Origin of the sequence: Actinoalloteichus sp. AHMU CJ021, assembly GCF_002895405.1 — a bacterium.
Lineage (GTDB): Bacteria > Actinomycetota > Actinomycetes > Mycobacteriales > Pseudonocardiaceae > Actinoalloteichus_B > Actinoalloteichus_B caeruleus.
Genome location: NZ_CP025990.1, coordinates 4,571,295 through 4,594,651, shown reverse-complemented (window position 1 = coordinate 4,594,651; position 23,357 = coordinate 4,571,295). Strand labels below are relative to the sequence as shown.

The window sequence follows — 23,357 nt, the reverse complement described above, 5'->3', positions numbered from 1 at the left end:
GGCTGGTGTGCTCAGCGGGCGCTACGAGACGTCCGCCCGGGAGGTGGCGCCGACCGGAGTCGGTGCCGAACCCGGGGTGGGATCGCCGTCCGCCGCCGTGGGACGAGCGCGTCCGCCCGGCTCCGCGCCGCCGTCCCCACGGCCCGGCTCATCGGCCAGCAGGACGCTGAACCGCGGTTCCCAGCCCACCAGCACCGGACCGCCACCGGGCCCGGTCTCGCCCGCCCGCCGGGTGTTCTGGGTGAACACGGTCAGCGGCGTGGCTCCGGGGTCCCCCACGACCTCGACGAGGTGTTCGGTGGCGGCGCCGGTATACACGGTGTCTCGCGGCCGGACGGGCACCCGGGACCACCCTGGTGGTGGTCCGTCGTCCTCCGCGGAGTAGAGCCGGGCCTTCTCCGGGCGCACCGCCACCGCCACCGGTTGTCCCCGTCGCAGCGCCCGGCCCGGTGGGAGTTCGGCCAGGACGGCCCCCTCCCCCACCGACACCTCCACCAGCGCCGCGTTCCCGGCGCCGGTCACGGTCCGCACGGTCCCCTCCAGCACGTTCGAGCCACCCGTGGTGGAGGAGCGGATGAACTCGGCGACGAACCGGCTCACCGGCCGTTCGTAGACGTCGGCGGGAGTGCCCACCTGTTCGACCCGGCCGGCCCGCAGGACCGCGAGCCGGTGCGAGAGCACCAGCGCCTCCTCCTGGTCGTGGGTGACGTAGAGGAAGGTGGTGCCGACCTCGCGCTGGATCCTGGTCAGCTCGACCCGCAGCTGCGCCCGGAGCTGGGCGTCGAGCGCCGCCAGGGGCTCGTCCAACAGCAGGACGCGGGGGCGGCGGGCGAGCGCCCTGGCGATGGCCACCCGCTGTTGCTGCCCGCCGGAGAGCTGGTGCGGCCGACGGCGCCCGTAGCCGGCGAGCTGGACGAGGTCCAGGTAGTCGCCGACCCTGGCGCGCAGCTCCGCGCGGCGCAGTCCCAGCCGGCGCAGCCCGTAGGCCACGTTGTCCCAGACCGAGAGGTGGGGGAAGAGCGCGTAGGACTGGAAGACGGTGTTGACGTCCCGCCGGTGGGCGGGTACCCCCACCACGTCGCGGCCCCCCAGCAGGATCGCTCCCCCGTCGGGGTCCTCGAACCCGGCGACCATCCGCAGCAGCGTCGTCTTCCCGCTCCCGGACGGGCCGAGCACGGAGAAGAACTCGCCCTCCCCCACCCGCAGGCTCAGGTCACGGACGGCGACCTGGTCGGTGTAGGTCCTGGTCACCCCGCGCAGCTCGACGGCGGGCGGGCCCGAGGCGTCGGGGACGCGGTGGTCGAGTGCCGGTGTCTCTCGCGGGTCCTCGGACATGGCTCACCTCCGGGAGGGCGTCTGGGGTGGATGGGGTTGACGCGGGCCGCGCCGCGGCGGACAGCCTAGGCGGTGATCCCCCGCACGGGTGGCCGGACCCGAGTCGCCGGGGCGCGGCGCCGGGAGGGCGGTGCCGCCCGGGTGCGGCCCCCACGACCGAGGTCGACGGGCGAGGGTGCCGCTTCGCGCACCCGGTGGTCCGGCGCGGCCGCCAGGGCACCGACGGGGGACCGTGTGCGAGGATAGGTCGGCAAGCTACGTGATGAGCCCGTGCTGGAGGGATCGTGTCCGCTGAGCAGCCGTCGAGGACCAACGCCGCTGTGGACAGGTATTCCGGCGGTGACGTGGTGGATCCCCGGGACGAGCCGTCGGCGGAGTGGGGCTGGCACGGCGAGTGGCCGCGCGGCCGCCGCGTCGCCGGCTGGGCCGTCGCGGCCATCATGTTCCTGATGCTGATCGGCAACCACGAAGGTCACGTCGAGACCATCTGGCTGATCGGGATCGGGCTCGGCATGATCGGGTTCCTGATCTGGGACCAGACGCGCCGCCGGACACCGTGGCGTAACTGAGGGGTCCCCGGGGTTCGCCCCGGGGTCCATCTCCCTGTCACACCCACGCACCGTTGTCACACTTCCCAGTGATGTTCCTTGCCTCAACGCGGTGACACCCGATTCACTGCCTCCAGTGCGGCACCCCGGTACCGGGCGGCGCCGCGCCAGACCTGTCACCGGTGATTATCGCGGACGCCGGTCTTCCCGACATCGCGCCGGCCGTTCCGACGGTCGAGCAGACACCAGGCCGGGGGTTTCCCATGTCCATGTCCATCACGCAGCGGCTGGTGCACCACAACGCCGCTCACCCCATCTCGTGCGCCGACCTGCCCACCGAACCCGCCAGCAAGTTGGCGGTGGTGGCGTGCATGGACTCGCGGATGGACGTCTTCCAACTGCTCGGGCTGCGCGTCGGCGAGGCGCACATCATCCGCAACGCCGGGGGCGTCATCACCGACGACGTGATCCGGTCCCTCGCGATCAGCCAGTGGCGGCTGGGCACCGAGCACATCATCCTGCTGCACCACACCCGCTGCGGGCTGCGGACCTTCACCGACGCCGAGTTCAAGGCCCAGATGCGGCAGGAGGTCGGCGTCACCCCCGAATGGTCGGTGGAGTGCTTCGAGGACGAGTCGGTCGACGTGCACGAGAGCAAGGAACGCATCAAGCGCAGCCCCTTCATCCGGCACGCCCACTCGATCCGAGGCTTCGTCGTCGACGTGGACACCGGTCTCCTGCACGAGGTGGACTGAGCCCGAGCCGCCGGCGGATCAGGGCCTGGTGCCATCCGGCATGACCGGCGGGTGTCCCCAGGGGTCCCTCCGGGGTACCGCGCGCGGAGAAGCCTCGTTCGCGCGGCGCCCGCGTCGTGCGGCAGGTCATGGCCGTGTCCGCGCCCCGGACGGGGTGGGGGCGCGGCGGCCGGGTCCTCCGGCCCGGTCCCGCCCTCGGGCCGAGCGGAGACAACCGATGCCGGGGAGGGCCTGGCCCGCCCGACCACCATCCACGACGGCCGACGGGGTGGGCTGGCGCCCACGCCCGGCGATCGCGGCGCGGGCGCACCCGGAGGGCGGCGCCCCTCACCCCTGTGGCCACGGCTCGCGCCCGGCGGGCGGATCGCCTCGCCTCACCGGTGGGTGGGGTGGCTACTCCTGGGCCGCGAGTTGGCCGCAGGCGGCGGCGATCTCCTGCCCCCTGGTGTCGCGCACCGTGCAGCTCACCCCGGCCTCGCGCACCCGCCGGACGAACTCGCGCTCCACCGGTTTGGGGCTGGCGTCCCACTCGCTGCCCGGCGTCGGGTTCAGGGGGATCAGGTTGACGTGGGCCAGATGGCCCAGGTGCTGGCGCAACAGCCTGCCCAGCAGGTCGGCCCGCCACGGGTGGTCGTTCACGTCCCGGATGAGCGCGTACTCGATCGACACGCGGCGACCGGTCCGGTCGGCGTAGTACCGGGCCGCCCGCAGCACCTCGTCCACGCTCCAGCGCGTGTTGACCGGCACGAGGGTGTCCCGCAGCTCGTCGTCCGGGGTGTGCAGGGACACCGCGAGCGTGACCTGGAGGTCCTCGTCCGCCAGCTTCCGGATGGCGGGAGCCAGCCCGACCGTCGACACGGTGATCGAACGCTGCGAGAGCCCGAGACCGGCGGGCGCCGGCTCGCAGAGCCGGCGGACGGCGGCCACCACCCGCTTGTAGTTCGCCAACGGCTCGCCCATGCCCATGAACACGACGTTGGACAACCGGCCCGCTCCGCCGGGGAGCAGGCCGTCGCGCATGGCGGCGGCGGCCGACCGCACCTGGTCGACGATCTCGGCCGTGGACATGTTCCGCTGGAGCCCACCCTGGCCGGTGGCGCAGAACGGGCAGGCCATCCCGCACCCGGCCTGGCTGGACACGCAGACGGTGGCCCGGTCGTCGTAGCGCATCAGCACGCTCTCCACGAGGGTGCCGTCGTGCGCCCGCCACAAGGTCTTCCTCGTCGTGCCGTTGTCGGTGGTCACCTCCCTGACCTGCGTGAACAGCGTCGGCAGGAGGGATTCCACGAGCCGGTCCCTCGTCGCCGAGGGGATGTCGGTCATCGACTCGGGATCCACGCTGAGCCGGCCGAAGTAGTGGTGGGACAGCTGTGTGGCGCGGAACGCCTTCTCGCCGAGCTCGGCGACCGCCGACCGGCGATCCTCAGGGGAGAGGTCGGCGAGGTGGCGGGGCGGAAGCCCACGGCGGGGGGCGTCGAACACCAGGGGAAGTGCAGTCATGGCGCGACCAGTGTCCCACGGCCTCCTGCCGGCCCCGTGCGGCGTCCCTCCTGTTGGCGCCCTCGGCGTCACCACCGGTGTCCCCGTCGGCCGCGCGGTCGGTACGCGTCACTGTCGGTGCCTGGCGGTAGCAAGGTCACCGCAGGACGAACAGCCCCTGGGCGGTGAGGAGCAGCGGTGCTTCCCGAGGACGACAGGTTCGAACCGATCGGTGACCCCCACTTCGACCGCCTCGTCGGCGAGACGCGGTCCGCGGCGGTGGCAGGCCACCTGCTGGACTGGTTGGCCCTGGCGCACAGCGCCGCGGCCGAGCTCCAACGCGTCCGGCGCAGGTCCGCGCGGGGCTCGTGGGCCAACGGCTGGAGCTTCGGCACCGACCGGTACCAGTACCTGCTCGCCACCGCGAGCGGGCTGCCCGACGCCCGTGTCAACCCCGCTTTCCAGTCCATGACGATCGGCATCGGGAACTGCGCCCTCTACCAGTACCGGGCGAAGACCGGTTCGCCGCTGACCTCGGTCCTCGACGACACCGAACTCCAACGTCGGCTCGTGCGGCCGCCGGAGGAACCGCCGGGGCTGTTCCCCGCCAACCACGCGATCACCGGCGGCCGCGATCTCCTGTTCCTCCCGTGGACCGGCAGCGAGGCGGCGGGGCTGTCCGGCGCGTGGGTCGGCCAGGGCAGCGCGGACCGCGACTACCGGATCCGGTGGAGTTGGCTGTGGCCGCTGACGTCGTTCACCAGGGGCCACGCGCGGACGGCCGGCCTCGGGGGCCCGCTGACCGCGCGGCCGGCACCCACCGGGACCACCGGTTGGAATCCGCACGACCTGCCCGAACTGCCCCTGCGGCACCGGGCGCGCCCCCAGGAGGGCACCTCCGGTGCCTGACCACCCCGGGTGATCTCCGGTGGCCCCACCCGGCCGGTGGGGAAAGAATGTCTGTCGGCAAGATTCTCAGGTGCCCGTCGGCGGCGTCACCCCTCGCGGGGCGCTCGCGCGCCGACCAGGTACCGACCACGGCAGTGGCAGGCCGACGAACCAGGAGATCGCAGTGACCACGGGTGCGTTCGCGGCCGCGCGGGCTTTCGACCCGGCCAGGTTGACGATGGCCAGGCGGCTTCTCGGGTTGAGCAAGCGCGAGCTGGCGGAGTGGATAGGCCGGCCGGCCGCGCTGCTCTCCCGGTTCGAACTCGGCCAGTCACGACCCGACGTGACCGTGCTCTCCCGCTGCGCCCAGGTGATGGAGCTGCCCGTCGGGTTCTTCGCGGCCGGTCGTCCCCAGTTGAGGCTGGACACCACCAACGCGCACTTCCGCTCGTTGCGGGCCACCACGGCCACCCAGCGCCTCCAGGCCCTCGCGCAGGTGGAACTGCTGTGGGAGGTCCTGTCCAGGTTGGAGGACCTCATCGAACTGCCGGCGGTGGACCTGGCGCCGGCCGCCACCGGGAGTGACCCGGCCCGGGCCGCCCGGGCGGTGCGCCGAGGCTGGGACGTCCCCTCGGGGCCCGTCCCGCACCTGGTGCGCACCCTGGAGGCCCGGGGCGTCGCCGTCGCCCGGCTGGTCATTCCCGACAACAAGAACATCGACGCGTTCTCCTCGGCGAAGGGTGGACGCCCGATCATCGCGCTCACCGATCGGGGGAACCCGCTGCGCCAGCGGTTCTCCGTGGCGCACGAACTGGGCCACCTGCTGCTGCACCCCGAACCGGCACCCGGCAACCCCCGGCACGAGGCGGAGGCGAACGCCTTCGCCGCGGAGTTGTTGATGCCGGCGACGGAGATCGGTGACCTCCTGCCGGTGGAACCGGAACCAGCGTCGCTCCGCGACCTCGGCCACCGGTACGGGGTGTCGATGGCGGCACTCGCCGTGCGGGGGCGCACCCTGGGTTTCTACTCCGACACGACCTACCGCGAGGTGATGGTCGAGCTGTCCCGTCTCGGCCTCCGCACCGACGAACCGGTCAGCGAGGTCTTCCCCGGGGAGGAGCCGACACTGCTCCGGACGGCCACCGAGATGGCGGCGGACCAGGGGGTGGGGCTGGCGGAGCTGGCCGCGCGGATCGAGGTCACCCCAGCGATCATCCGGCGGCTGCTGGGGATCCCCGACCCACGGCCCCACCTGCGGCTGGTCACCTCGCCCTGACCGGGAGGACGGCCACCCGGGGGCCTGAGCTCAGCGCGGGTCGTCCCGGGCGGTGGCCCCGTTCGGCAGCACCGGGCCCCTGGGCTTGTGCCGCACGTGCACCCGGTACCCGACGCGGAACGACAGTCCCGGCACCTCCGCGGCGGCCCGCGCCGCGATCTCGGGGGAGAACTCGATGCCCAGCACCGACTCCAGGCTCCGCCGATCGTCGAAGCGCCAGTCCACGTCGAACCGCTGGCAGGAGAAGCCGCGCTCCACGAAGAACCGTTCGGCCGCGAGCGGGTCGTAGCGGGGCAGGTCCGCGCGCATCCACCGGCCGTAGGAGTGCCGGGTGGCGTCCAGATCGACGACGGCCAGGGTTCCGCCGGGCCGGAGCACCCGGTCGGCCTCGACCAGACCGGGCTCGCAACCCGGCCCGAAGAAGTAGGCGGTCCTCGCGTGCACCAGGTCGACGGCCGCGTCGGGCAGCGGCAGCCGCTGGGCACCGGCCTCGTGCACGGTCACCGCGGGGAGGTCGCGCACCCGCTGCCTGGCCGCGGCGGCCAACGGGGGGTGCGGTTCGACCCCCACCACCCGGGCGGCCGAGCGGGCGAACACCGGGAGGTGGAACCCGGCCCCGCAACCCACGTCCACCACGTCCGCGCCCGACCAGTCCCTGGCGGCGCGCAGAGCATCCCACAGGACTCCGTCGGGGTCCTGCGCCCTGTTCTCCACCTCGTAGAGATCCGGCCAGTTCCAGATGTTGGGGCTGGGCAGGACACCGCCTCCCCGCCGTTCCCGCCGGCCCGCCAGGCCCGTGACCGCCTGGAACAGGGCCGGCAGCCGCCGCCCGGGACCGGTCACGCGAGCGGCAGGAAGACGGTGAGCAACAGCCAGGAGACGACAGCGGAGGGCAGCAGGGAGTCCATGCGGTCCATGATCCCCCCGTGCCCGGGGAGCAGGGAGCCCATGTCCTTGACCCCGACGTCCCGTTTGACCAGTGATTCGATCAGGTCACCCGTGGTCGCGGTCACCACGAGGGCCGCCCCGAAGATCGCCCCCTGCCACCAAGCGCCGTCCAGCAGGAACACGAAGCTGCCCACGCCGGCGGCCACCCCGGCCAGCAGGGAGCCGGCGAAACCCTCCCAGGACTTCTTCGGGCTGATCGACGGGGCCATCGGGTGGCGGCCGAAGAGGACGCCCGCGACGTACCCACCGGTGTCCGAGCACACGACGGCGAGCAGGAACGCGATGGTGCGGGCCGCGCCGTCCGGCGAGAGCACCAGCAACGCCGCGAAGGAGGCGAAGAGCGGGACGTAGGCGGCCACGAACACCGACGCCGAGGTGTCCCGGAGGTACCCGTCGGCGCCGCCCCGGAACCGCCAGAGCAGGCACGCGACGACCGTCAAGGCGAAGGAGGCAAGCACCCCGACCGTGCCGAACGGCCAGGAGAGCCAGATCATCGCCTGGCCACCCACCAGCAGCGGGGCCAGGGCCAGCCGGACCCCGGCCGCGCGACCCAGGGTCCGGTGCAGCTCCATCGTGGAGACGGCCACCGCCGCGGCCACGATGGCCACGAACAGGTGCCGCCAGAAGAGCAGGGCGGCCAGCAGCAACGCCCCGAGTCCCAACCCGACCGCGATGGCGGCCGGGAGGTTCCTCCCCGCGCGGGAGGCGGTCCCCCCGGTCACCGCCGTTCCCGGAGGGGTGGATGTGTGCTGGTGGTGACCGGTTTCCCCGTCAACACCAGGTGCGTCGTGGTCACCGGCCGCCATCATGGAGAGCCCTATACCTCCAGCAGCTCGGTTTCCTTGTGCTTGACGAGGTCATCCACGCTGGCGACGTACTTGTCGGTCAGGTTCTGGAGTTCCTTCTCCGCGCGGGAGCCCTCGTCCTCGCCGGCCTCGCCGTCCTTGACGATCCGGTCGATCTCGTCCTTGACCTTCCGCCGGATGTTGCGGATGGTGACGCGGGCGTCCTCACCCTTCTGCTTGGCGACCTTCACCAGGTCCCGCCGGCGCTCCTCGGAGAGCTGGGGGATGACCACGCGGATGATGGTGCCGTCGTTGCTGGGGTTCACGCCCAGGTCGGAGTCCCGGATGGCCTTCTCCACGACGCGCAGCTGACTGGGGTCGTAGGGCTTGATCACCGCGAGACGCGCCTCGGGGATGCTGATGCTGGCGACCTGGTTGATCGGCGTCATCGCACCGTAGTAGTCGACGCTGATGCCGTTGAACATCACCGGGGTCGCGCGACCCGTGCGAATGGTGGCGAGCTCGTCCTTGGCGACGGACACCGCCTTCTCCATCTTCTCCTCGCCATCGAGGAGGGCCTCGTCGATCACGACTGCTCCTTCGCTTGCCGCCGGTTGGCTGATGCTGGTCAGAGCCCTGTCTCACAACCACTGCCCGACCGCACAGGGCTCGGGGACAGCCTCTTCGTAGATCTCAGCACGCCCCCGAGGGGACGCGCTCGTCAGGGGGTGGAGACCAGCGTGCCGATCTTCTCACCACGCACTGCCCTGGCGATGTTGCCCTCCGTGAGGAGGTTGAACACCAGGATCGGCATGTTGTTGTCCATGCACAGGCTGAACGCGGTGGCGTCCGCGACCTTCAGACCACGCTCCAGCACCTCACGGTGGGTGATGTGGTGGTACATGGTGGCGGTCGGGTCCTTCTTCGGGTCCGCCGTGTAGACGCCGTCGACGGCCTTGGCCATCAGCACCACCTCGCAGCCGATCTCCAACGCGCGCTGGGCGGCGGCGGTGTCGGTGGAGAAGTACGGCATCCCGACGCCGGCGGCGAAGATCACCACCCGGCCCTTCTCCAGGTGGCGCTCGGCGCGACGGGGGATGTAGGCCTCGGCGACCTGCCCCATGGTGATGGCCGTCTGCACCCGCGTGTCGATGCCCTGCTTCTCCAGGAAGTCCTGGAGGGCGAGGCAGTTCATCACGGTGCCCAGCATCGCCATGTAGTCGGCCCGGTCGCGGTCCATCCCCCGCTGCTGGAGCTCCGCGCCCCGGAAGAAGTTGCCGCCGCCGATCACGACGCTGACCTGGACACCGGTGCGGACGACCTCGGTGATCTGCCGTGCCACCGTCTGGACCACGTCGGGGTCGACGCCCACCGCGCCACCGCCGAACATCTCACCGCCGAGCTTGAGCATCACGCGGCGGTAACCGGGGTGGTCGTCGTCGATCTGCGGGTCGGACACCGGACCTACTCTCCTCACGGGCTGGACGGGGTGTTACCAGGGCCTGGCAGAGCTGAGCACGGAACCCCGGGTTCTCCGGAGTTCCGTGCCCAGGGTGGTGCGGGTCAGGAAGCGCCGACCTCGAAGCGGGCGAAACGGGTGATCGTCACGCCGGCCTCGTCGAGCACCGCCTTCACCGTCTTCTTGGACTCCTGGACCGAGGACTGCTCCAGCAGGACGACGTCCTTGTAGAAGCCGTTGACCCGACCCTCGATGATCTTGGGCAGCGCCTGCTCCGGCTTGCCCTCCTCGCGGGCGGTCTCCTCGGCGATGCGCCGCTCGTTGGCGACGATGTCGGCGGGCACCTCGTCCCTGGTGAGGTACTTGGCGCGCATCGCCGCGACCTGCATGGCCGCCGCCTTGGCCGCGTCCTCGTTCGACCCGGTGTACTCGACCAGCACACCCACGGCCGGCGGCAGGTCGGCGGCCCGACGGTGCAGGTAGACGGCCACCTGGCCGTCGAACACCGCGACCTTGGAGACCTCGAGCTTCTCGCCGATCTTGGCGGAGAGCTCCCGCACGGCGTCGGCGACGGTCTTGTCGCCCACGGAGGCGGCGTTCAGCGCGGCGACGTCGGCCGGCCGGGTCTCCTTCGCGGCCTGGACGACCTTCGCGGCCAGCTCCTGGAACTCGGCGTTCTTCGCGACGAAGTCCGTCTCGGAGTTCAGCTCGACCAGCACGCCGCCGTCGGCGGCGACCAGGCCGTTCGCGGTGGTGCGCTCGGCACGCTTGCCCACGTCCTTGGCGCCCTTGATGCGGAGCAGCTCGACGGCCTTCTCCAGGTCGCCGGCGGACTCCTCCAGCGCCTTCTTGCAGTCCATCATGCCGGAGCCGGTGAGCTCACGAAGCCGCTTGACGTCGGCGGCGGTGTAGTTCGCCATGTGCGTCGTCAGTCCTTCTCGTCGTTGCGTACCCGCTGGCCGGCACCGCGCGGCGCGGGTGAGTGTCTGGTGACCCCGTGCTGACGGTGGCGGAGCGGTGGAACCGCTCTCGTCCGACGCGTGACGCCGCCCGGGCGGCGTCGGCGGTCCGGCTGCGATCAGGCCTGGGCGGGCTGCTCGCTGCCCTGCTTCTCGCCCTCGCTGGCGGCACCGGCGAGCAGCTCCTGCTCCCACTCGGCCAGCGGCTCGTCGTTGGCGACGCCCGGCTCCGGCTTCTCCTGGCCCTCCGGGGCGTTGCCCCGGCCGGAGCGGGCCATCAGGCCCTGCGCGACACCGTCGGCCACGACCCTGGTCAGCAGCGCCGCGGACCGGATGGCGTCGTCGTTGCCCGGGATCGGGTAGTCGACCTCGTCGGGGTCGCAGTTGGTGTCGAGCACCGCCACCACCGGGATGCCCAGCTTCCGGGCCTCACCGACGGCGATGTGCTCCTTCTTGGTGTCGACGATCCACACCGCGCTCGGGACCTTGGCCATGTCGCGGATACCGCCGAGGGTCCGCTCCAGCTTGTCCTTCTCCCGGGTCAGCATGAGGATCTCCTTCTTGGTGCGACCCTCGAAGCCCCCGGTCTGCTCCATGGACTCCAGCTCCTTGAGCCGCTGGAGGCGCTTGTGCACCGTGGAGAAGTTGGTGAGCATGCCGCCCAGCCAGCGCTGGTTGACGTAGGGCATCCCCACGCGGAGGGCCTGCTCGGAGATGGCCTCCTGCGCCTGCTTCTTCGTGCCGACGAACAGGATGGTGCCGCCGTGGGCGACGGTCTCCCTGATGAACTCGAAGGCCCGGTCGATGTAGGTCAGCGTCTGCTGGAGGTCGATGATGTAGATGCCGTTGCGCTCGGTGAAGATGTAGCGCTTCATCTTCGGGTTCCAACGACGGGTCTGGTGCCCGAAGTGCACGCCGCTGTCGAGCAGCTGCTTCATGGTGACGACGGCCATGGCCGGTTAGCACCTCGTGTTCTCGGGCGCGCCGAGGCGCGCTGGTGGTTGTCACAGCGGGTGGTTGGCCCGCTGTCCTGGTGTCGCGCCGCCATCGGAGCCCGACCACCCCGTAGGGTGAGGTCGGGACCACCGGATGCCGTGCCGCCCGGAGAACCCGGCCGACGCGCGCGATCACGCGAAGTCGGACCGCACAGTGTCAGCCCGCACCACTCAGTGTACGACCTGCGGCAAGATCCCCGGTGGCTGGGATGCGCTGGGAACCTCGGCGATCCCCAGCGCCGAGTTGTCCACACCCCGCGGGTGCGTGGCTGGTCGCCCGGGGCACCGGCGGCGCACGATCCGGACATGACCCGCACCCGTCGGCCCACCGGCCTCACCCGCGCCCTGGCCCTGCTCACCGTCCCCGCGCTGGCGGTGTCCGCGTCGGTGCCCACGCCCACGCCGCGCGGCTGGGCCGCGGAGCCCGCGACGGCGTCCCCGGCAGGGTGGCGGTGGGAGCGGCCACCCACACCGGCGTCGCCCGGCTCCGGCCCCCACCGGGCACCGGGCCCTCCGCCCGACCGGGCGAGCATCACCCCGCCGGGGGTGACCCACTCGCCTGTCGGTGGAGCCGAGGTGGTCCGCCTGTTCAGCAGGCCGCTGACCCCCTACGGGCCAGGCCACCGAGGGGTCGACCTCGCCGCTCCCCCCGGTGGACCGGTGCTGGCCGCCGCCGACGGTGTGGTGCTCTTCGCGGGCCCGGTAGGTGGCCGCCCCGTGGTCTCCGTCGACCACGCCGGTGGGTTCCGCACCACCTACGAACCGGTGCGCGCGGCCGTCCGGGTGGGACAGCCCGTCGTGGGCGGCGCGCTGCTGGGCTGGCTCGACGGCGCCCACCCCGGTTGCTCGGCGGCCTGCCTGCACTGGGGAGCGCTCGTCGACGGGGAGTACCTCGACCCGCTCACCCTGTTGCCCGGCCGACGTGCCCGGCTGCTGCCCTGGGAGGCGTCCTCCCCGACCGTGGTGGGCGGCCCGGTCGGGACCGCCCACCCGACAGTGGGGTCAGGACTGGCCGGTCAACCTCGTGCGCAGCCGCAGCACGGCCCGGGTGTGCAGTTGGCAGACCCGGGACTCGGTGACACCCAGGACCCGTCCGATCTCGGCGAGGGTGAGGTTCTCGAAGTAGTACAGGGTGACCACAATCCGGTCCCGCTCGGTGAGCTGCGCGATGGCCGACGCGAGCTGGCGGCGGCTGTCCCCGTCGATCAGGTTCGCGACCGGGTCCTCGGCGCGTTCGTCGGGGAGGGTCTCGGCAAGGGAGGCACTCCCCCGCCCGGCGGCGATGAGTTCGTCGAGGGCGACGACGCTGGTGAGCTGGACCTGCGCGAAGAGGTCCCGCAACTCGGAGACGCCGATGCCCAGCTCATGGGCCAGTTCGCCGTCGGAGGCGGTGCGTTGCAACCGGGCCTCCAGGCGTTCCTGTGCTCGTTCCAGGTCCCTCGCCCTGCTGCGGACCGACCGGGGCACCCAGTCCTGGGCGCGCAGGTCGTCCAGGATGGCACCCCGGATGCGTTGCATCGCGTAGGTCTCGAACTTCAGGCCACGTTCGGGTTCGAACTTCTCGATGGCGTCGACCAGGCCGAAAATCCCGGACTGCACCAGGTCGGCGACGTCGACGTGGGCTGGCAGTCCGGTGCCGACCCGGCCGGCGACGTACTTCACGAGGGGCGCGTAGTGCAGGACCAGTCTGTCCCGGAGCGCCTGCTGCCGCGCCGCGCCGTAGGAGCGCCAGAGCGCGACGATGCCGGCTTCCACGTCGTCGGCGCTGCGCGGATCACCGGAGGACGGGGCGTCACGCCGAGTGACGCGGGAGCGGTACGACCCGGCGGTGGGCTGGGCTGGCTGTGAGGGTGTCGCTGGAGCAGTCCCCGACCGAGCTGAGCGGATGGCGCGGTCGCCACCGACCGTGGCGCCATGCTCCTGCTGGTGACGCGCGATGGCCGTACGGGAACCTCCCCCAACATCGTCAGGAACGGGGGTGGGTTCGGTCATGGATTGCCTTTAGCCGTTCGACGGTGACGTGTGTGTAGAACTGGGTTGTTGCGAGCGTAGCGTGACCGAGCAACTCCTGTACGCTGCGGAGGTCAGCCCCGCCCTCGAGGAGGTGGGTGGCCGCCGAGTGCCGGAATCCGTGCGGTCCCACGTCCGGAGCGCCGGGAGCCGCCGCGGCGGTCTGGTGCGCGATCGTGCGTGCCGCCCGGACGCCGAGTCGACCGCCGCGCACCCCGAGGAAGACGGCTGGGGGCGAATCCGACCTGGTCAAGCTGGGTCGTCCTCGTTCGAGCCACGCCGCCAGCGCACGTTCGGCGGGAACACCGAACGGCACGGCGCGTTCCCGGTCGCCCTTGCCCCGCACCACCAGGAGACGGTCCGCACGCCGCACGTCGTCCACGTCCAGCGCGCAGAGTTCGGCCACCCGGACCCCGGTCGCGTACAGGAGTTCGACCACGGCGTGGTCACGCAGCGCCACCGGGTCGCCGTCGGCGGTGGCCCGCTCCGCCGCGCGAAGCGCCGTCGCCGCCTGGTCGGGGCGCAGGACGGAGGGCAGCGCGCGCCGCACGCGGGGAGCACGCAACCGAGGCCCGGGGTCGGAGGGGAGGAGGCCTCGCCGGGTGGCCCAGGCGGTGAAGGCTCGGGCGGCGGCGGCGCGGCGCGCGAGGGTGCTCCTGCTGGCCCCCTCGGCGTGGCGTGTGGCCAGCCAGGCCCGCAGCAGGGTGATGTCGAGCGGGAGCGGGTCGAGCGGTACGGCGTCGGGGGCTCCGGGGAGCTGGGCGAGGAGCTCGCGCAGGTCGCCCAGGTAGGCGCGGACCGTGTGGGCCGACAGGTTCCGTTCGGCGCGCAGGTGCCGTCGGTAGTCGGCCAGCAGTTGCTCGGCGGTCGTCGAGGAGACGGCCTCCGCCTGTCCGGTCACGGCTGGGCGGGGTGCGGCCTGGGCGGTCGCCCCACCGTCGCCGCGGGGAAGGGGAGCGCGCTCGCCCCGGTCCGAGGCGGGCCGTCGTGGCGCTTCCGCCCCGTCGGGTGCTGGGCTCGACGGGGACCTCGGGGGATCGTGGGGGTGCACCTGGTCCACCCTCCCAAGTCGGCCGAGGTCTGACCAGCCGACCCGCGCGGTCGCCGGGGAGGGATCGACGGGCGCCACCCGTCCTGGCCGCCGGTGCCTCGGGGGGTGGCCTCGCGGCCTCCCCTCCCCCGGCCGCTCCTCCCCGGAGGGGACGGGCCGGGCGTCCCGGTCGGGGGACCGGCTCCCCTCCCCGGCCTCACCAGAGGCGTCAGCCTGGCGGTGGGACGGGGTTCCGTTCGCGTCCCCGCGCGCCTCGGCCGGGGCGACCCGAGTCCCGCTGGCCGTCCCACTCCGGTCCGGACGAACCGGGATCGGGGCCCCGCCACGCCGCGACCGGGCGACGCGCCGCGTCAGCCGGAGGAGAAGGGGCCGTTCTCGGGTAGCCGCAACTCGGGCTTGTCGAGTTCCTCGACGTTGACGTCCTTGAAGGTGATGACCCGGACGTTCTTCACGAAACGGGCTGGTCGGTACATGTCCCACACCCAGGCGTCGGACATCCGCACCTCGAAGTAGACCTCGCCCTCCGAGTTGCGCACCTGGACGTCCACGGCGTTGGCCAGGTAGAACCGCCGCTCCGTCTCCACCACGTACGAGAACTGACCGACGATGTCGCGGTACTCCCGGTAGAGCTGCAGCTCCATTTCGGTCTCGTACTTCTCGAGATCCTCGGAACTCATCGAGTCCGAACCCTCCCTACCGCCGAAGCACCGGTGATGCGGGCCTCATTGTCCACGACACTCTTCCTCAACACGAGCGGCGACCATCAGCTGATCGCCACGGGCTCTGGCGCACCCCCTCCGACCGGCGACGTTCGACTGCTCGTCACCCTGTGACCGGCAGCCTCCCGAACGTTGGAGTAGGAGAAGCGGTGCTCCGCGCACGGACCGTACTCCCTCAGGGCCTCGGCGTGGTCCGCCGTGCAGTACCCCTTGTGCACGGCGAAACCGTACCCGGGGTACCGCTGGTCCATCCGGGCCATCGCCCGGTCCCGGGTCACCTTGGCCAGCACGGAGGCCGCCGCCACGCACGCGGCGACCAGGTCGCCCTTGACCACCGCGAGGTTCGGCGCCGTCAGGCCGGGCACCCGGAACCCGTCGGTGAGCACGTACCCGGGATGCACCGGAAGCCGTGCCACCGCCCGGCGCATGCCCTCGAGGTTGGCGACATGCACCCCCAGCGTGTCGACCCGCTCCGCCGGCACCGACACCACCGAGAACGCGACCGCGCGGTCGACCACCTGGTCGTAGAGCCGTTCCCGGGCCAGGGCGGTGAGGAGCTTGGAGTCGGTCAGCCCGGGCAGGCGTTCCGAGTCCCTGGGCCGGAGGACGCAGGCCGCGATCACCAGCGGGCCGGCGCAGGCCCCGCGACCGGCCTCGTCCACCCCGGCCACCGGGCCCAGCCCGCGCCGGTCGAGCGCGGACTGCAACGCCCAGTTGCCGAGACTCCGCCGGACCACGGCCCTGGGCGGCCGCGGTAACCCTGGTTCGGCGTCCACCATGCCAGTCCCAGCCGTCAGTCGTCCCGCCGACGCAGCGAGAGCAGCCGCCGTCCGATCCACAACGTCGGGAAGGCGGCCGCGAGACCGATCCCGGCGGGGATGGCGCCGTGCCAGGCCGGCGCGCTCAGCGCCTGCCCCGTCCGCTGCGGATCATCGTCACCGATGCCCTGCCAGCGCTGCGGGGGAAGCACGATGAACCGGGCTTTGCCGATCACGTCGTCCACGGGCACCGAGCCCCGCTCACCACCGCCGCCCTGCACTCGGGAGTCCAGGGAGTTGTTGCGGTTGTCGCCCATCATCCAGAGGTGGTCGGCGGGCACGGTGACCGGGCCGAAGGCCTCCTGGGTGTTACCCCGGTTCGGCTGCCAGTAGACGTAGGTCTCGTCCAGCGGTTCCCCGTCGACGAGTACGCGGTTCTCCTCGTCGCAGCACTCGACGGTCTGCCCGCCGGTCGCGATCACCCGCTTGACGAACTCGCGGTTGTCCGGCGGCGCCATGCCCACCAGCCCACCGATGGACTGGAAGAAGCTCACCACCGGGTTGTCGGACCGCTGCGGAGGGATCTCGTTCTCGGTCCACGTCGCCGGCCCCCGGAACACCACCACGTCGCCAGGGCTCGGGTCGGTGAACCGGTAGGTCATCTTGTCCACCAGCACCCGGTCGTTGGTGCAGCCGTTGCAGCCATGGAGGGTCTCCTCCATCGACTGCGAGGGGATCACGTAGACCCGGGCGATGAAGGCCTGGATGACGATGGTCAGCACCACGGCGATGCCCACCAGGACGACCAGTTCGCGCCAGAAGGAGCCCTTCTTCTGCTCCTTCTCACCCGCACCGCCCGCGCCCTCGCCAGCGGTGGCCTCGTCGCTCACCGGCTCCGAGCTATGTCGCCCACCGTCGGACGGCGGGCCCTGCTCGGAGCCGGGCCGAGGCGCTGGGTCGGGCTTGGGCTGGTCTGGATCGCCCTGGGGTGTGTTCGAGGGCACGAAGTCCGCCACCGCCTCAGACTACGCTACGTGATCCACAAGGGACTCAGGAGGCCGTCGGCGTTTCGCGCTTCTCCTTGATCTTGGCGGCCTTGCCGCGGAGTTCACGCAGGTAGTACAGCTTGGCGCGCCGCACGTCACCCCTGGTCGCCACCTCGATCTTGGCGATGTTCGGGGAGTGCACCGGGAAGGTCCGCTCGACGCCGACGCCGAAGGAGACCTTACGCACGGTGAAGGTCTCGCGGATGCCGCCGCCCTGACGCCGGATGACGGCGCCCTGGAACACCTGCACGCGCTCCCGAGAGCCCTCGATGACGCGGACGTGAACCTTCAGCGTGTCGCCCGGCCGGAAGGCGGGAATGTCGGAACGCAGCGACTGAGCGTCCAGAGCGTCCAGGGTGTTCATCGGTGGTCCGTCCTCACCATTCACTCGGGTCTTTCGTCTCTCCGCGGGGCGCGGCCGCGCGCTGTCGGCACAGCCTGGGCTCGCCGTCGGAGTGGTCTGTGGTGCGCGCCGGCTGGTCTGCCGGTTGCAGCAACCCACCCAGTGTGCCACGGGCGGGATCGTCTCAGGAAATCGGGCCGGCTCCCGCGCCGCCACCATCGGCCCCGACCTGCGGAGACTCTTCCTCCAGCCCGGCGAGGAACGCGCGGTCGGCACGGGAGAGCTCCTCCGGCGGCAGGGCGTCGAGCAGGTCCGGTCGACGACGGAGGGTGCGCTCCAGCGCCCGGTCCCGCCGCCACCGGTCCACCGCCGCGTGGTTGCCGGAGCGCAGGACGTCGGGCACCGCCCTGCCCCGCCACACCTCGGGACGGGTGTAGCAGGGGCCCTCCAGCAGGCCGTCCGAGAAGGAGTCCTCCGACGCCGAGACGGGGTTGCCCAGCACGCCGGGGATCAGCCGTGCCACCGCCTCGACCATGACCAGGGTGGCGACCTCCCCGCCCACCAGCACGTAGTCACCGATGGAGACCTCCAGGACGCGCATCCGCCCCTCGGCCTCGTCGACCACCCGCTGGTCGATCCCCTCGTACCGCCCGCAGGCGAAGACCAGCCTCGGTTCCTCGGCCAGCTCGCGGGCGAGGGCCTGGTCGAACCGGCGTCCCGCCGGGGTGGGGACCACCAGGACAGGAGCCCTGCCCCCGGCGTCCTCGGGGTCCGGGGCCGGGCAGACCGCGTCAAGGGCCTCGCCCCACACGTCGGGCTTCATCACCATGCCCGGCCCGCCACCGTACGGGCTGTCGTCCACGGTGCGGTGCACGTCGTGCGTCCAGGACCTGAGGTCGTGCACGCCGATCTCCACCAGGCCGCGGTCGACGGCCTTGCCGAGCAGTGCCGCGCGCAGTGGCGCCAGGTACTCGGGGAAGATGGTGATCACGTCGATGCGCAACGGCGCTCCCTGAACGTTCACGGGGGTGGATGCGGTCATCGGGGACGGGATCGACCCGGGCGACCGGGAGGAGCGGCGCCTCGGAGCCGAACCGCGAGGATCGGACGCCGAACCGCGAGGACGCGCACCCACCCCCGGCACGGCGGCGGCCACGGCTCGCGGCACGGCGGGCCCTCAGGTCTCGTCGAGCAGCCCCTCGGGCGGGTCGACGACCAACCGCCCCTCGTCGAGGTGGACCTCGGGCACGATCGCCCGCACGAAGGGGACGAGGACGCGGTCGGCCCGCTCCGGGGCTCGGATCGAGAGGAGGTCGGCGCCGGCGCCGTGGACCACCTCGACGACCTGACCGATCTCGCTGCCGTCGGGGAGCTCGGCCCGCAGACCCTCCAACTGGTGGTCGTAGTACTCGTCCGGATCGCCGGTCGGGGGCAGCGCCGCGCGGTCCACGGTGAGCAGGGTGCCGCGCAGCTCCTCCGCCGCGTCGCGCCCCACGACACCGTCGAGGGTGAGCAGCAGCCGCCCGGAATGGTTCCGGGCGGCTGTCACCGTGAAGGTCCGGGTGCTGCCGTCCCGCAGGCGACCGTCGAGCGTGGTGCCGACGGCGAACCGCTCCTCGGGGGAGTCGGTCCGGACCTCGACGACCAGCTCCCCACGGACACCGTGCGGGCGGACGACCCGGCCAACGAGGAGGGCGGACTCCCCTAGCCTGGCGGTGTTCACCACTGCCACACCACGCTCACCTGTCGGTGTCGACCACGTCGACCCGCAGACCGCGGCCACCGATGCCGGCCATCACGGTCCGCAGGGCGGTCGCGGTGCGACCACCACGGCCGATGACCTTGCCCAGGTCGTCGGGATGCACGTGCACCTCGAGGGTGCGTCCCCGCCGGGTGGTGATGAGCTGGACCCGGACATCGTCCGGGTTCGCCACGATGCCCCTGACGAGATGCTCCAGGGCGTCCGCCAGGACACTCACTCCTGGCCGCCCTCGTTCTTCTCGCCCTCGGCCTCGGACGCGTCGGCCTTGTCGCTCTTCTTCGTCGACTTCTTCTTCGGCGTCGTGGCCTCGGTCACCGGCTCCTCACCGGCGGCGGCCAGCGCGGCGTTGAACAGCGCCTGCTTGTCCGGCTTGGGCTCGGCCTGCTTCAGGGCGCCCTCCGGGACGGGGAGGCCCTTGAACTTCTGCCAGTCGCCGGTCAGCTCCAGGAGCCGCTGCACGGGCTCCGTCGGCTGCGCGCCGACACCCAGCCAGTACTGGGCACGCTCGGAGTCCACCTCGATGAAGCTGGGCTCGCGGGTGGGGTGGTACTTGCCGATCGTCTCGATGGCCTTGCCATCACGGCGGGTCCTGGCGTCGGCGACGACGATCCGGTAGTGCGGGGCGCGGATCTTGCCGAGCCGCATCAACTTGATCTTGACGGCCACGGGTGAGTTGCTCCTCAAGCTCTCGTCTGCTCATGGATGAGCGCCCGTGGCCCGAGTGGGGCGACGGGTCCGAGCGCTCGGACGTCATGGGTAGCCGCTGCACGGTGAGAGGGCCCGACAGCGACGGACAGCGAGCCATTCTGCCAGATGGTCCCCCGCGAGCCGAACTGACCTCGGAAGCCACCGGGACGGGGTCGTGCCGGAGCGCCGCCGACCGCCCCGGGGGGAGCCACGTCCGCGCGGTGCGTCACGGGGGGATCACCCCGAGGGCCATCAGCAGCAGCCCCACCGCGCCGAGCAGGTTGTTCATCTGGTGGGCGACGATGCTGGCCAGCAGTCGTCCCGTGTACAGGCGGGCGAGCGCGATCGGGATGCCGATGAGCAGCAGCAGCGGGGTGCGCTCCGGCTCGAGGTGGGCCACCGCGAAGATCGCCGTGCTGGAGACGAACACGGTCCACCTGCTCCACCTGAGCCGCTCCATGGCTCCCCACAGCGCGCCTCGGAAGATCAGTTCCTCGCAGGTCGGTGCGATGAGGAAGACGTGGAGGAACAGCAGGACCGCCAGGCCGGGGGACAGCTGGAGCCCCTCGACCAGCGATCCCACCGCGGAGTTCGCGTTCTCCTCCCCCACCCACTGGGACCAGAACATCGCCCCCACGTAGGCCAGCCCCATGCACAACGCCCCGTACTTGAGGCCGGTGCGGACGTCCGCCCACGACCACTCGAGCCCGAGGTCGCGCCGGGGGCCGTTGCCCCGCAGACGGGTCGCGGCCAGCACCACCCCGGCCGCGAGCAGGGTGGGCAGGACCAGCCCCACGATGAGCACCGTCTCCCGGAGGGAGGAGTCCGGGTCCATCGGTCCCAACGGGGCGACCAGGAAGACCGAGGAGAGGAGGAACACCAGTTGGGCGAGGAAGAACACACCCAGTCCCCAGCGGTGGGTGCGGACCGGCGCCCCGTCGGCGCCGGGGTCGGGCCGGGGTTCGGCGGTGGGCGGTCCCCCGTCCCGCCGGGCCTCGGCCCCCGGGCCGGCGGTCCTGGTCGCCCGTTCCTCGCCGGGGATGTCGGTCACGGTCTCGTCGGGCTCAGCCGTCCCGTGCCCGGGCGGGCCGGGAGTTGCGCGGCGAGGTTCCTCGCCACCGTCGACCTGGTTCACGTTGTGATCTCCCCACTCCGCTTCCCCGTCCCACCGAGATTAGCCGCACTCGTCGTGATCGCGGCACGCCGAACAGGGCGGGGCCGTGGTCTCGTGGTGTGATCACGCCAGCCACGCTGGGTAGTGCCGGCGGGTCCTCAGCCGCTGAACTGCGCGTAGAAGACGACGGCCGGCAGCAGGTTGTAGGTGGCGTGCGCGATGATCGCGGCCGCGACCCGGCCGGTGATCATCCGCGCGATGCCGATGGCCAGCCCACCGACGAGCAGCACCGGGGTGCGCTCCGGTTCCTCGTGGATCAACGCGAACACGAAGGTCGTGAGCAGCAGGATGGCGTACCGGGGTACCCGGTACTGCTCCAAGGCGCCCCACAACGCGCCGCGCACGAGCAGTTCCTCCGTGAGCGGCGCGCCGATGAAGACGAACAGCGAGAACAGCAGGATCCAGATCGCCTGCCCCTGGGCGAGCTGGCCGAGGCTGTTGATCCCGGAGGACTCGCCGTTCTCGTCCAGCGATCCCGACATCAGCAGGATCGCCATCACGAAGGCGGCGACCAGGCCGATGCCCCCGGAGAGCAGCCCGACCTTCCAGTCGCGGCGTTTGGGCACGATGCCGAAGTCGCGACGCAGCCCCTGGCCCTTCCACCAGGACAGCACGGCAGGGCCGAGCCCGAGGAAGAGGTTGGGGATGAGCGAGACGAGCAGCAGCGGCCCCATCGGTGGCGGGGCCAGCGGGTCGAACTCCTGGAACTGCCCGGCGAGGATGGCCCCGATCAACCCGGCCACCAGGTAGTAGGCGGCCCAGCCGACGAAGAACGCCAGGAATCCCCAGTGGAGGCTGTTCCGGGCGCCCGCCTCCAGCTGCGCCTCCCAGTAGCGGTCGTGCAGGCCGGGATCGCGGCCGTCCTGCACCGACCCCATCGGCTGGTACTGGTACAGGAACCCCCCGGTGGGGGACGCGCCGGGCCCGGGGGGACCCGGCGGGGCGGCCGGTGGGCCCTGCCACGGGTTCGGTGCGGGCGGGGACCCGGCCGGCTGGCCCGGGTGGGTCCCCGGCCCGGGTGGGACGGGAGCGCCGGGAGAGGCCCCGGCGGAGTGCGGGGGCGCGGGCGGCCGGCTGCCGGGGGCACCGGTGCCGGGCTGGGGCAGCCCGGTCGGCGGCGTCCGCTCCGCGTCCCCGGACCGGTCCGGAGGCCGGTGCGCTGGCTCGTCCGGTGTGGCCGACCCCGGCTCCCGCTCTTCCACGTGTTTCCCTTCGACGTCTCGACGGCGCCCCGACGCGGGCGTGCTCCTGGTGCGGGCGACGTGGCGGGCAGCCGGTTCGGCGGCTCACCGCACGACGCGCCCCCGCAACACTATGCGGGCCGGGTCGCGCAGCGCCGTCAGATCGCGGCGAGGGTCGTTCCGGTACACGACGAGGTCCGCCGGAGCCCCGTCCTCCAGGTTGGGGTGGCCCAGCCACTCGCGGGCCCGCCAGCACGCGGCGGACAGCGCCCGCTCCCGGCTCATGCCCACCCGGTGCAGCGACTCGATCTCGTCGACGATCCGGCCGTGGACGATGCCGCCGCCGGCGTCGGTACCCGCGTAGACCGGGACCCCGGCCTCGACGGCCGCGCCGATGGTGGCGTCCACCCGGGCGTGGAGGTCGCGCATGTGCGCCGCGTACCGCGGGTAGCGCACCGCCGTGTCGGCGATGGAGGGGAAGTTCTCGATGTTGATCAGGGTGGGCACGAGGGCGACCCCGCGGCGGGCCATCAGGTCGATCGTGTCGTCGGTCAGGCCGGTGCCGTGCTCGACGCAGTCGATCCCCGCGTTGAGCAGCCCGGGCAGGGCGTCCTCCCCGAACACGTGGGCGGTGACCCGGGCGCCCGCGTCGTGGGCCACGGCGATCGCCTCGGTGAGGACGTCGTCGGGCCACAGGGGCGCCAGGTCGGCGGCGGCCCCGCCGGCCGAACGGTCGATCCAGTCCCCGACCAGCTTCACCCAGCCGTCGCCGGCCTCGACCTGTTCGGCGACGGCCTTCGGCAGCAGGGACGGGTCGTCGAGGTCGACTCCCAGCCCCGGCAGGTACCGCTTGGGCCGGCCGATGTGCCGGCCGGCGCGGAGGATGCGGGGGAGGTCCTCCCGCCCGCGCAGGTGACCGGTGTCGATCGGCACCCCGCAGTCGCGGATCAGCAGGACGCCGGCGTCACGCTCGGCGCGCGCCTGGTCGACGGCCTCGTCGGGGTCGGCCGGACGGGCCCCGAGGCCGATCCCGACGTGGCAGTGGGCGTCGACCAGGCCGGGGACCACGTAGGCCCCGCTGGCGATGGTCTCGGCGCCGGGCACGGGTGCGGTGCTCACCCGGCCGTCGACGATCCACAGGTCGCGGTGCTCGCCCTCGGGCAGCACCACTCCGCTCAGGTGCAGCGCGGTCCCCACTG

Annotated in this window: 25 protein-coding genes and 1 pseudogene; 5 read left to right on the top strand and 21 right to left on the bottom strand. The window is 72.3% G+C overall.

All coding sequences use genetic code 11. From position 1 onward, the window contains the following. Window positions 1-21: 21 nt before the first annotated feature. A complete protein-coding gene (locus tag C1701_RS19480) occupies window positions 22-1,335 on the bottom strand; it encodes an ABC transporter ATP-binding protein (RefSeq protein ID WP_026419926.1) in 1,314 nt (437 codons plus the stop codon). Between the two features lie 320 nt (window positions 1,336-1,655). On the opposite strand from C1701_RS19480, the gene C1701_RS19475 reads away from it, so the two are divergent. After that, entirely contained in the window at window positions 1,656-1,904 is a 249-nt protein-coding gene (locus C1701_RS19475; RefSeq protein WP_026419925.1) for a DUF2631 domain-containing protein, read from the top strand. Window positions 1,905-2,152: 248 nt separating this feature from the next. After that, complete coding sequence (locus tag C1701_RS19470; protein ID WP_026419924.1) at window positions 2,153-2,638, top strand: beta-class carbonic anhydrase; 486 nt, start codon at window positions 2,153-2,155, stop codon at window positions 2,636-2,638. Between the two features lie 393 nt (window positions 2,639-3,031). Here the strand turns inward: C1701_RS19470 and rlmN are convergent, their stop codons facing one another. Beyond that, a complete protein-coding gene (rlmN, locus tag C1701_RS19465; protein ID WP_026419923.1) occupies window positions 3,032-4,138 on the bottom strand; it encodes a 23S rRNA (adenine(2503)-C(2))-methyltransferase RlmN in 1,107 nt (368 codons plus the stop codon). 177 nt (window positions 4,139-4,315) lie between these two features. Here rlmN and C1701_RS19460 point away from each other — a divergent pair, with 177 nt between their 5' ends. Together C1701_RS19460 and C1701_RS19455 are read left to right on the top strand one after the other, a co-directional pair. Continuing rightward, window positions 4,316-5,026: a hypothetical protein gene (locus C1701_RS19460; protein ID WP_030104886.1), complete on the top strand. Its 711-nt coding sequence runs from the start codon at window positions 4,316-4,318 to the stop codon at window positions 5,024-5,026. Between the two features lie 163 nt (window positions 5,027-5,189). Beyond that, on the top strand, window positions 5,190-6,281 hold the full coding sequence (locus C1701_RS19455) for a helix-turn-helix domain-containing protein (protein ID WP_035274001.1): 1,092 nt from the start codon (window positions 5,190-5,192) through the stop codon (window positions 6,279-6,281). Between the two features lie 30 nt (window positions 6,282-6,311). On the opposite strand, the gene C1701_RS19450 is transcribed toward C1701_RS19455, so the two are convergent. The 6 genes from C1701_RS19450 to rpsB form a co-directional block, all read right to left on the bottom strand. Next, window positions 6,312-7,094 carry a class I SAM-dependent methyltransferase gene (locus tag C1701_RS19450; RefSeq protein WP_081715647.1) on the bottom strand — a complete coding sequence of 261 codons (783 nt, stop codon included), beginning with the start codon at window positions 7,092-7,094 and terminating at the stop codon, window positions 6,312-6,314. Between the two features lie 26 nt (window positions 7,095-7,120). Continuing rightward, window positions 7,121-8,038, bottom strand: a complete 918-nt coding sequence (locus C1701_RS19445; protein ID WP_026419920.1) for a phosphatidate cytidylyltransferase — start codon at window positions 8,036-8,038, stop codon at window positions 7,121-7,123. Between the two features lie 8 nt (window positions 8,039-8,046). Beyond that, window positions 8,047-8,604, bottom strand: a complete 558-nt coding sequence (gene frr, locus C1701_RS19440) for a ribosome recycling factor (protein ID WP_016696781.1) — start codon at window positions 8,602-8,604, stop codon at window positions 8,047-8,049. A gap of 131 nt (window positions 8,605-8,735) precedes the next feature. Next, entirely contained in the window at window positions 8,736-9,425 is a 690-nt protein-coding gene (gene pyrH, locus C1701_RS19435) for a UMP kinase (RefSeq protein ID WP_051314254.1), read from the bottom strand. Window positions 9,426-9,577: 152 nt separating this feature from the next. Beyond that, entirely contained in the window at window positions 9,578-10,393 is an 816-nt protein-coding gene (tsf, locus tag C1701_RS19430; RefSeq protein WP_026419918.1) for a translation elongation factor Ts, read from the bottom strand. Window positions 10,394-10,551: 158 nt separating this feature from the next. Then, entirely contained in the window at window positions 10,552-11,385 is an 834-nt protein-coding gene (gene rpsB, locus C1701_RS19425; RefSeq protein ID WP_026419917.1) for a 30S ribosomal protein S2, read from the bottom strand. A gap of 348 nt (window positions 11,386-11,733) precedes the next feature. Here rpsB and C1701_RS19420 point away from each other — a divergent pair. Continuing rightward, window positions 11,734-12,267 (top strand): annotated as a pseudogene (locus tag C1701_RS19420) (peptidoglycan DD-metalloendopeptidase family protein); the annotation flags it as partial. Between the two features lie 162 nt (window positions 12,268-12,429). Here C1701_RS19420 and C1701_RS19415 read toward each other — a convergent pair. From C1701_RS19415 to C1701_RS19355, 13 genes are all read right to left on the bottom strand, one after another. Continuing rightward, a complete protein-coding gene (locus tag C1701_RS19415; RefSeq protein ID WP_026419916.1) occupies window positions 12,430-13,419 on the bottom strand; it encodes a FliA/WhiG family RNA polymerase sigma factor in 990 nt (329 codons plus the stop codon). After that, window positions 13,394-14,338: a tyrosine recombinase XerC gene (locus C1701_RS19410; protein WP_051314210.1), complete on the bottom strand. Its 945-nt coding sequence runs from the start codon at window positions 14,336-14,338 to the stop codon at window positions 13,394-13,396. The genes C1701_RS19415 and C1701_RS19410 overlap by 26 nt, the downstream gene beginning before the upstream one ends. Window positions 14,339-14,838: 500 nt before the next feature. Next, complete coding sequence (locus C1701_RS19405; RefSeq protein WP_016696788.1) at window positions 14,839-15,165, bottom strand: DUF2469 domain-containing protein; 327 nt, start codon at window positions 15,163-15,165, stop codon at window positions 14,839-14,841. Between the two features lie 86 nt (window positions 15,166-15,251). Further along, window positions 15,252-15,986 (bottom strand): ribonuclease HII, encoded by a 735-nt coding sequence (locus tag C1701_RS19400; protein ID WP_337661830.1) that lies wholly within the window; start codon window positions 15,984-15,986, stop codon window positions 15,252-15,254. 14 nt (window positions 15,987-16,000) lie between these two features. Beyond that, entirely contained in the window at window positions 16,001-16,969 is a 969-nt protein-coding gene (gene lepB / locus C1701_RS19395; protein WP_026419914.1) for a signal peptidase I, read from the bottom strand. Window positions 16,970-17,015: 46 nt separating this feature from the next. Then, window positions 17,016-17,375: a 50S ribosomal protein L19 gene (gene rplS, locus C1701_RS19390; RefSeq protein WP_016696791.1), complete on the bottom strand. Its 360-nt coding sequence runs from the start codon at window positions 17,373-17,375 to the stop codon at window positions 17,016-17,018. Window positions 17,376-17,538: 163 nt separating this feature from the next. Then, window positions 17,539-18,357, bottom strand: a complete 819-nt coding sequence (gene trmD, locus C1701_RS19385; RefSeq protein WP_103057112.1) for a tRNA (guanosine(37)-N1)-methyltransferase TrmD — start codon at window positions 18,355-18,357, stop codon at window positions 17,539-17,541. A gap of 174 nt (window positions 18,358-18,531) precedes the next feature. After that, window positions 18,532-19,080 (bottom strand): ribosome maturation factor RimM, encoded by a 549-nt coding sequence (rimM, locus tag C1701_RS19380; RefSeq protein ID WP_103056400.1) that lies wholly within the window; start codon window positions 19,078-19,080, stop codon window positions 18,532-18,534. Window positions 19,081-19,093: 13 nt separating this feature from the next. Further along, the gene (locus tag C1701_RS19375; protein WP_016696794.1) at window positions 19,094-19,333 is read right to left on the bottom strand and encodes an RNA-binding protein; all 240 of its coding nucleotides are present in this window, start codon (window positions 19,331-19,333) and stop codon (window positions 19,094-19,096) included. Then, window positions 19,330-19,782 carry a 30S ribosomal protein S16 gene (gene rpsP / locus C1701_RS19370; protein ID WP_026419911.1) on the bottom strand — a complete coding sequence of 151 codons (453 nt, stop codon included), beginning with the start codon at window positions 19,780-19,782 and terminating at the stop codon, window positions 19,330-19,332. The genes C1701_RS19375 and rpsP overlap by 4 nt, the downstream gene beginning before the upstream one ends. 247 nt (window positions 19,783-20,029) lie before the next feature. Beyond that, complete coding sequence (locus C1701_RS19365; RefSeq protein ID WP_026419910.1) at window positions 20,030-20,938, bottom strand: CPBP family glutamic-type intramembrane protease; 909 nt, start codon at window positions 20,936-20,938, stop codon at window positions 20,030-20,032. A gap of 137 nt (window positions 20,939-21,075) precedes the next feature. Then, window positions 21,076-21,855, bottom strand: coding sequence for a CPBP family intramembrane glutamic endopeptidase (locus C1701_RS19360; RefSeq protein ID WP_051314208.1), 780 nt, complete (start codon window positions 21,853-21,855; stop codon window positions 21,076-21,078). A gap of 408 nt (window positions 21,856-22,263) precedes the next feature. Continuing rightward, the gene (locus C1701_RS19355; RefSeq protein ID WP_337661829.1) at window positions 22,264-23,355 is read right to left on the bottom strand and encodes an amidohydrolase family protein; all 1,092 of its coding nucleotides are present in this window, start codon (window positions 23,353-23,355) and stop codon (window positions 22,264-22,266) included. Window positions 23,356-23,357 lie beyond the last annotated feature (2 nt).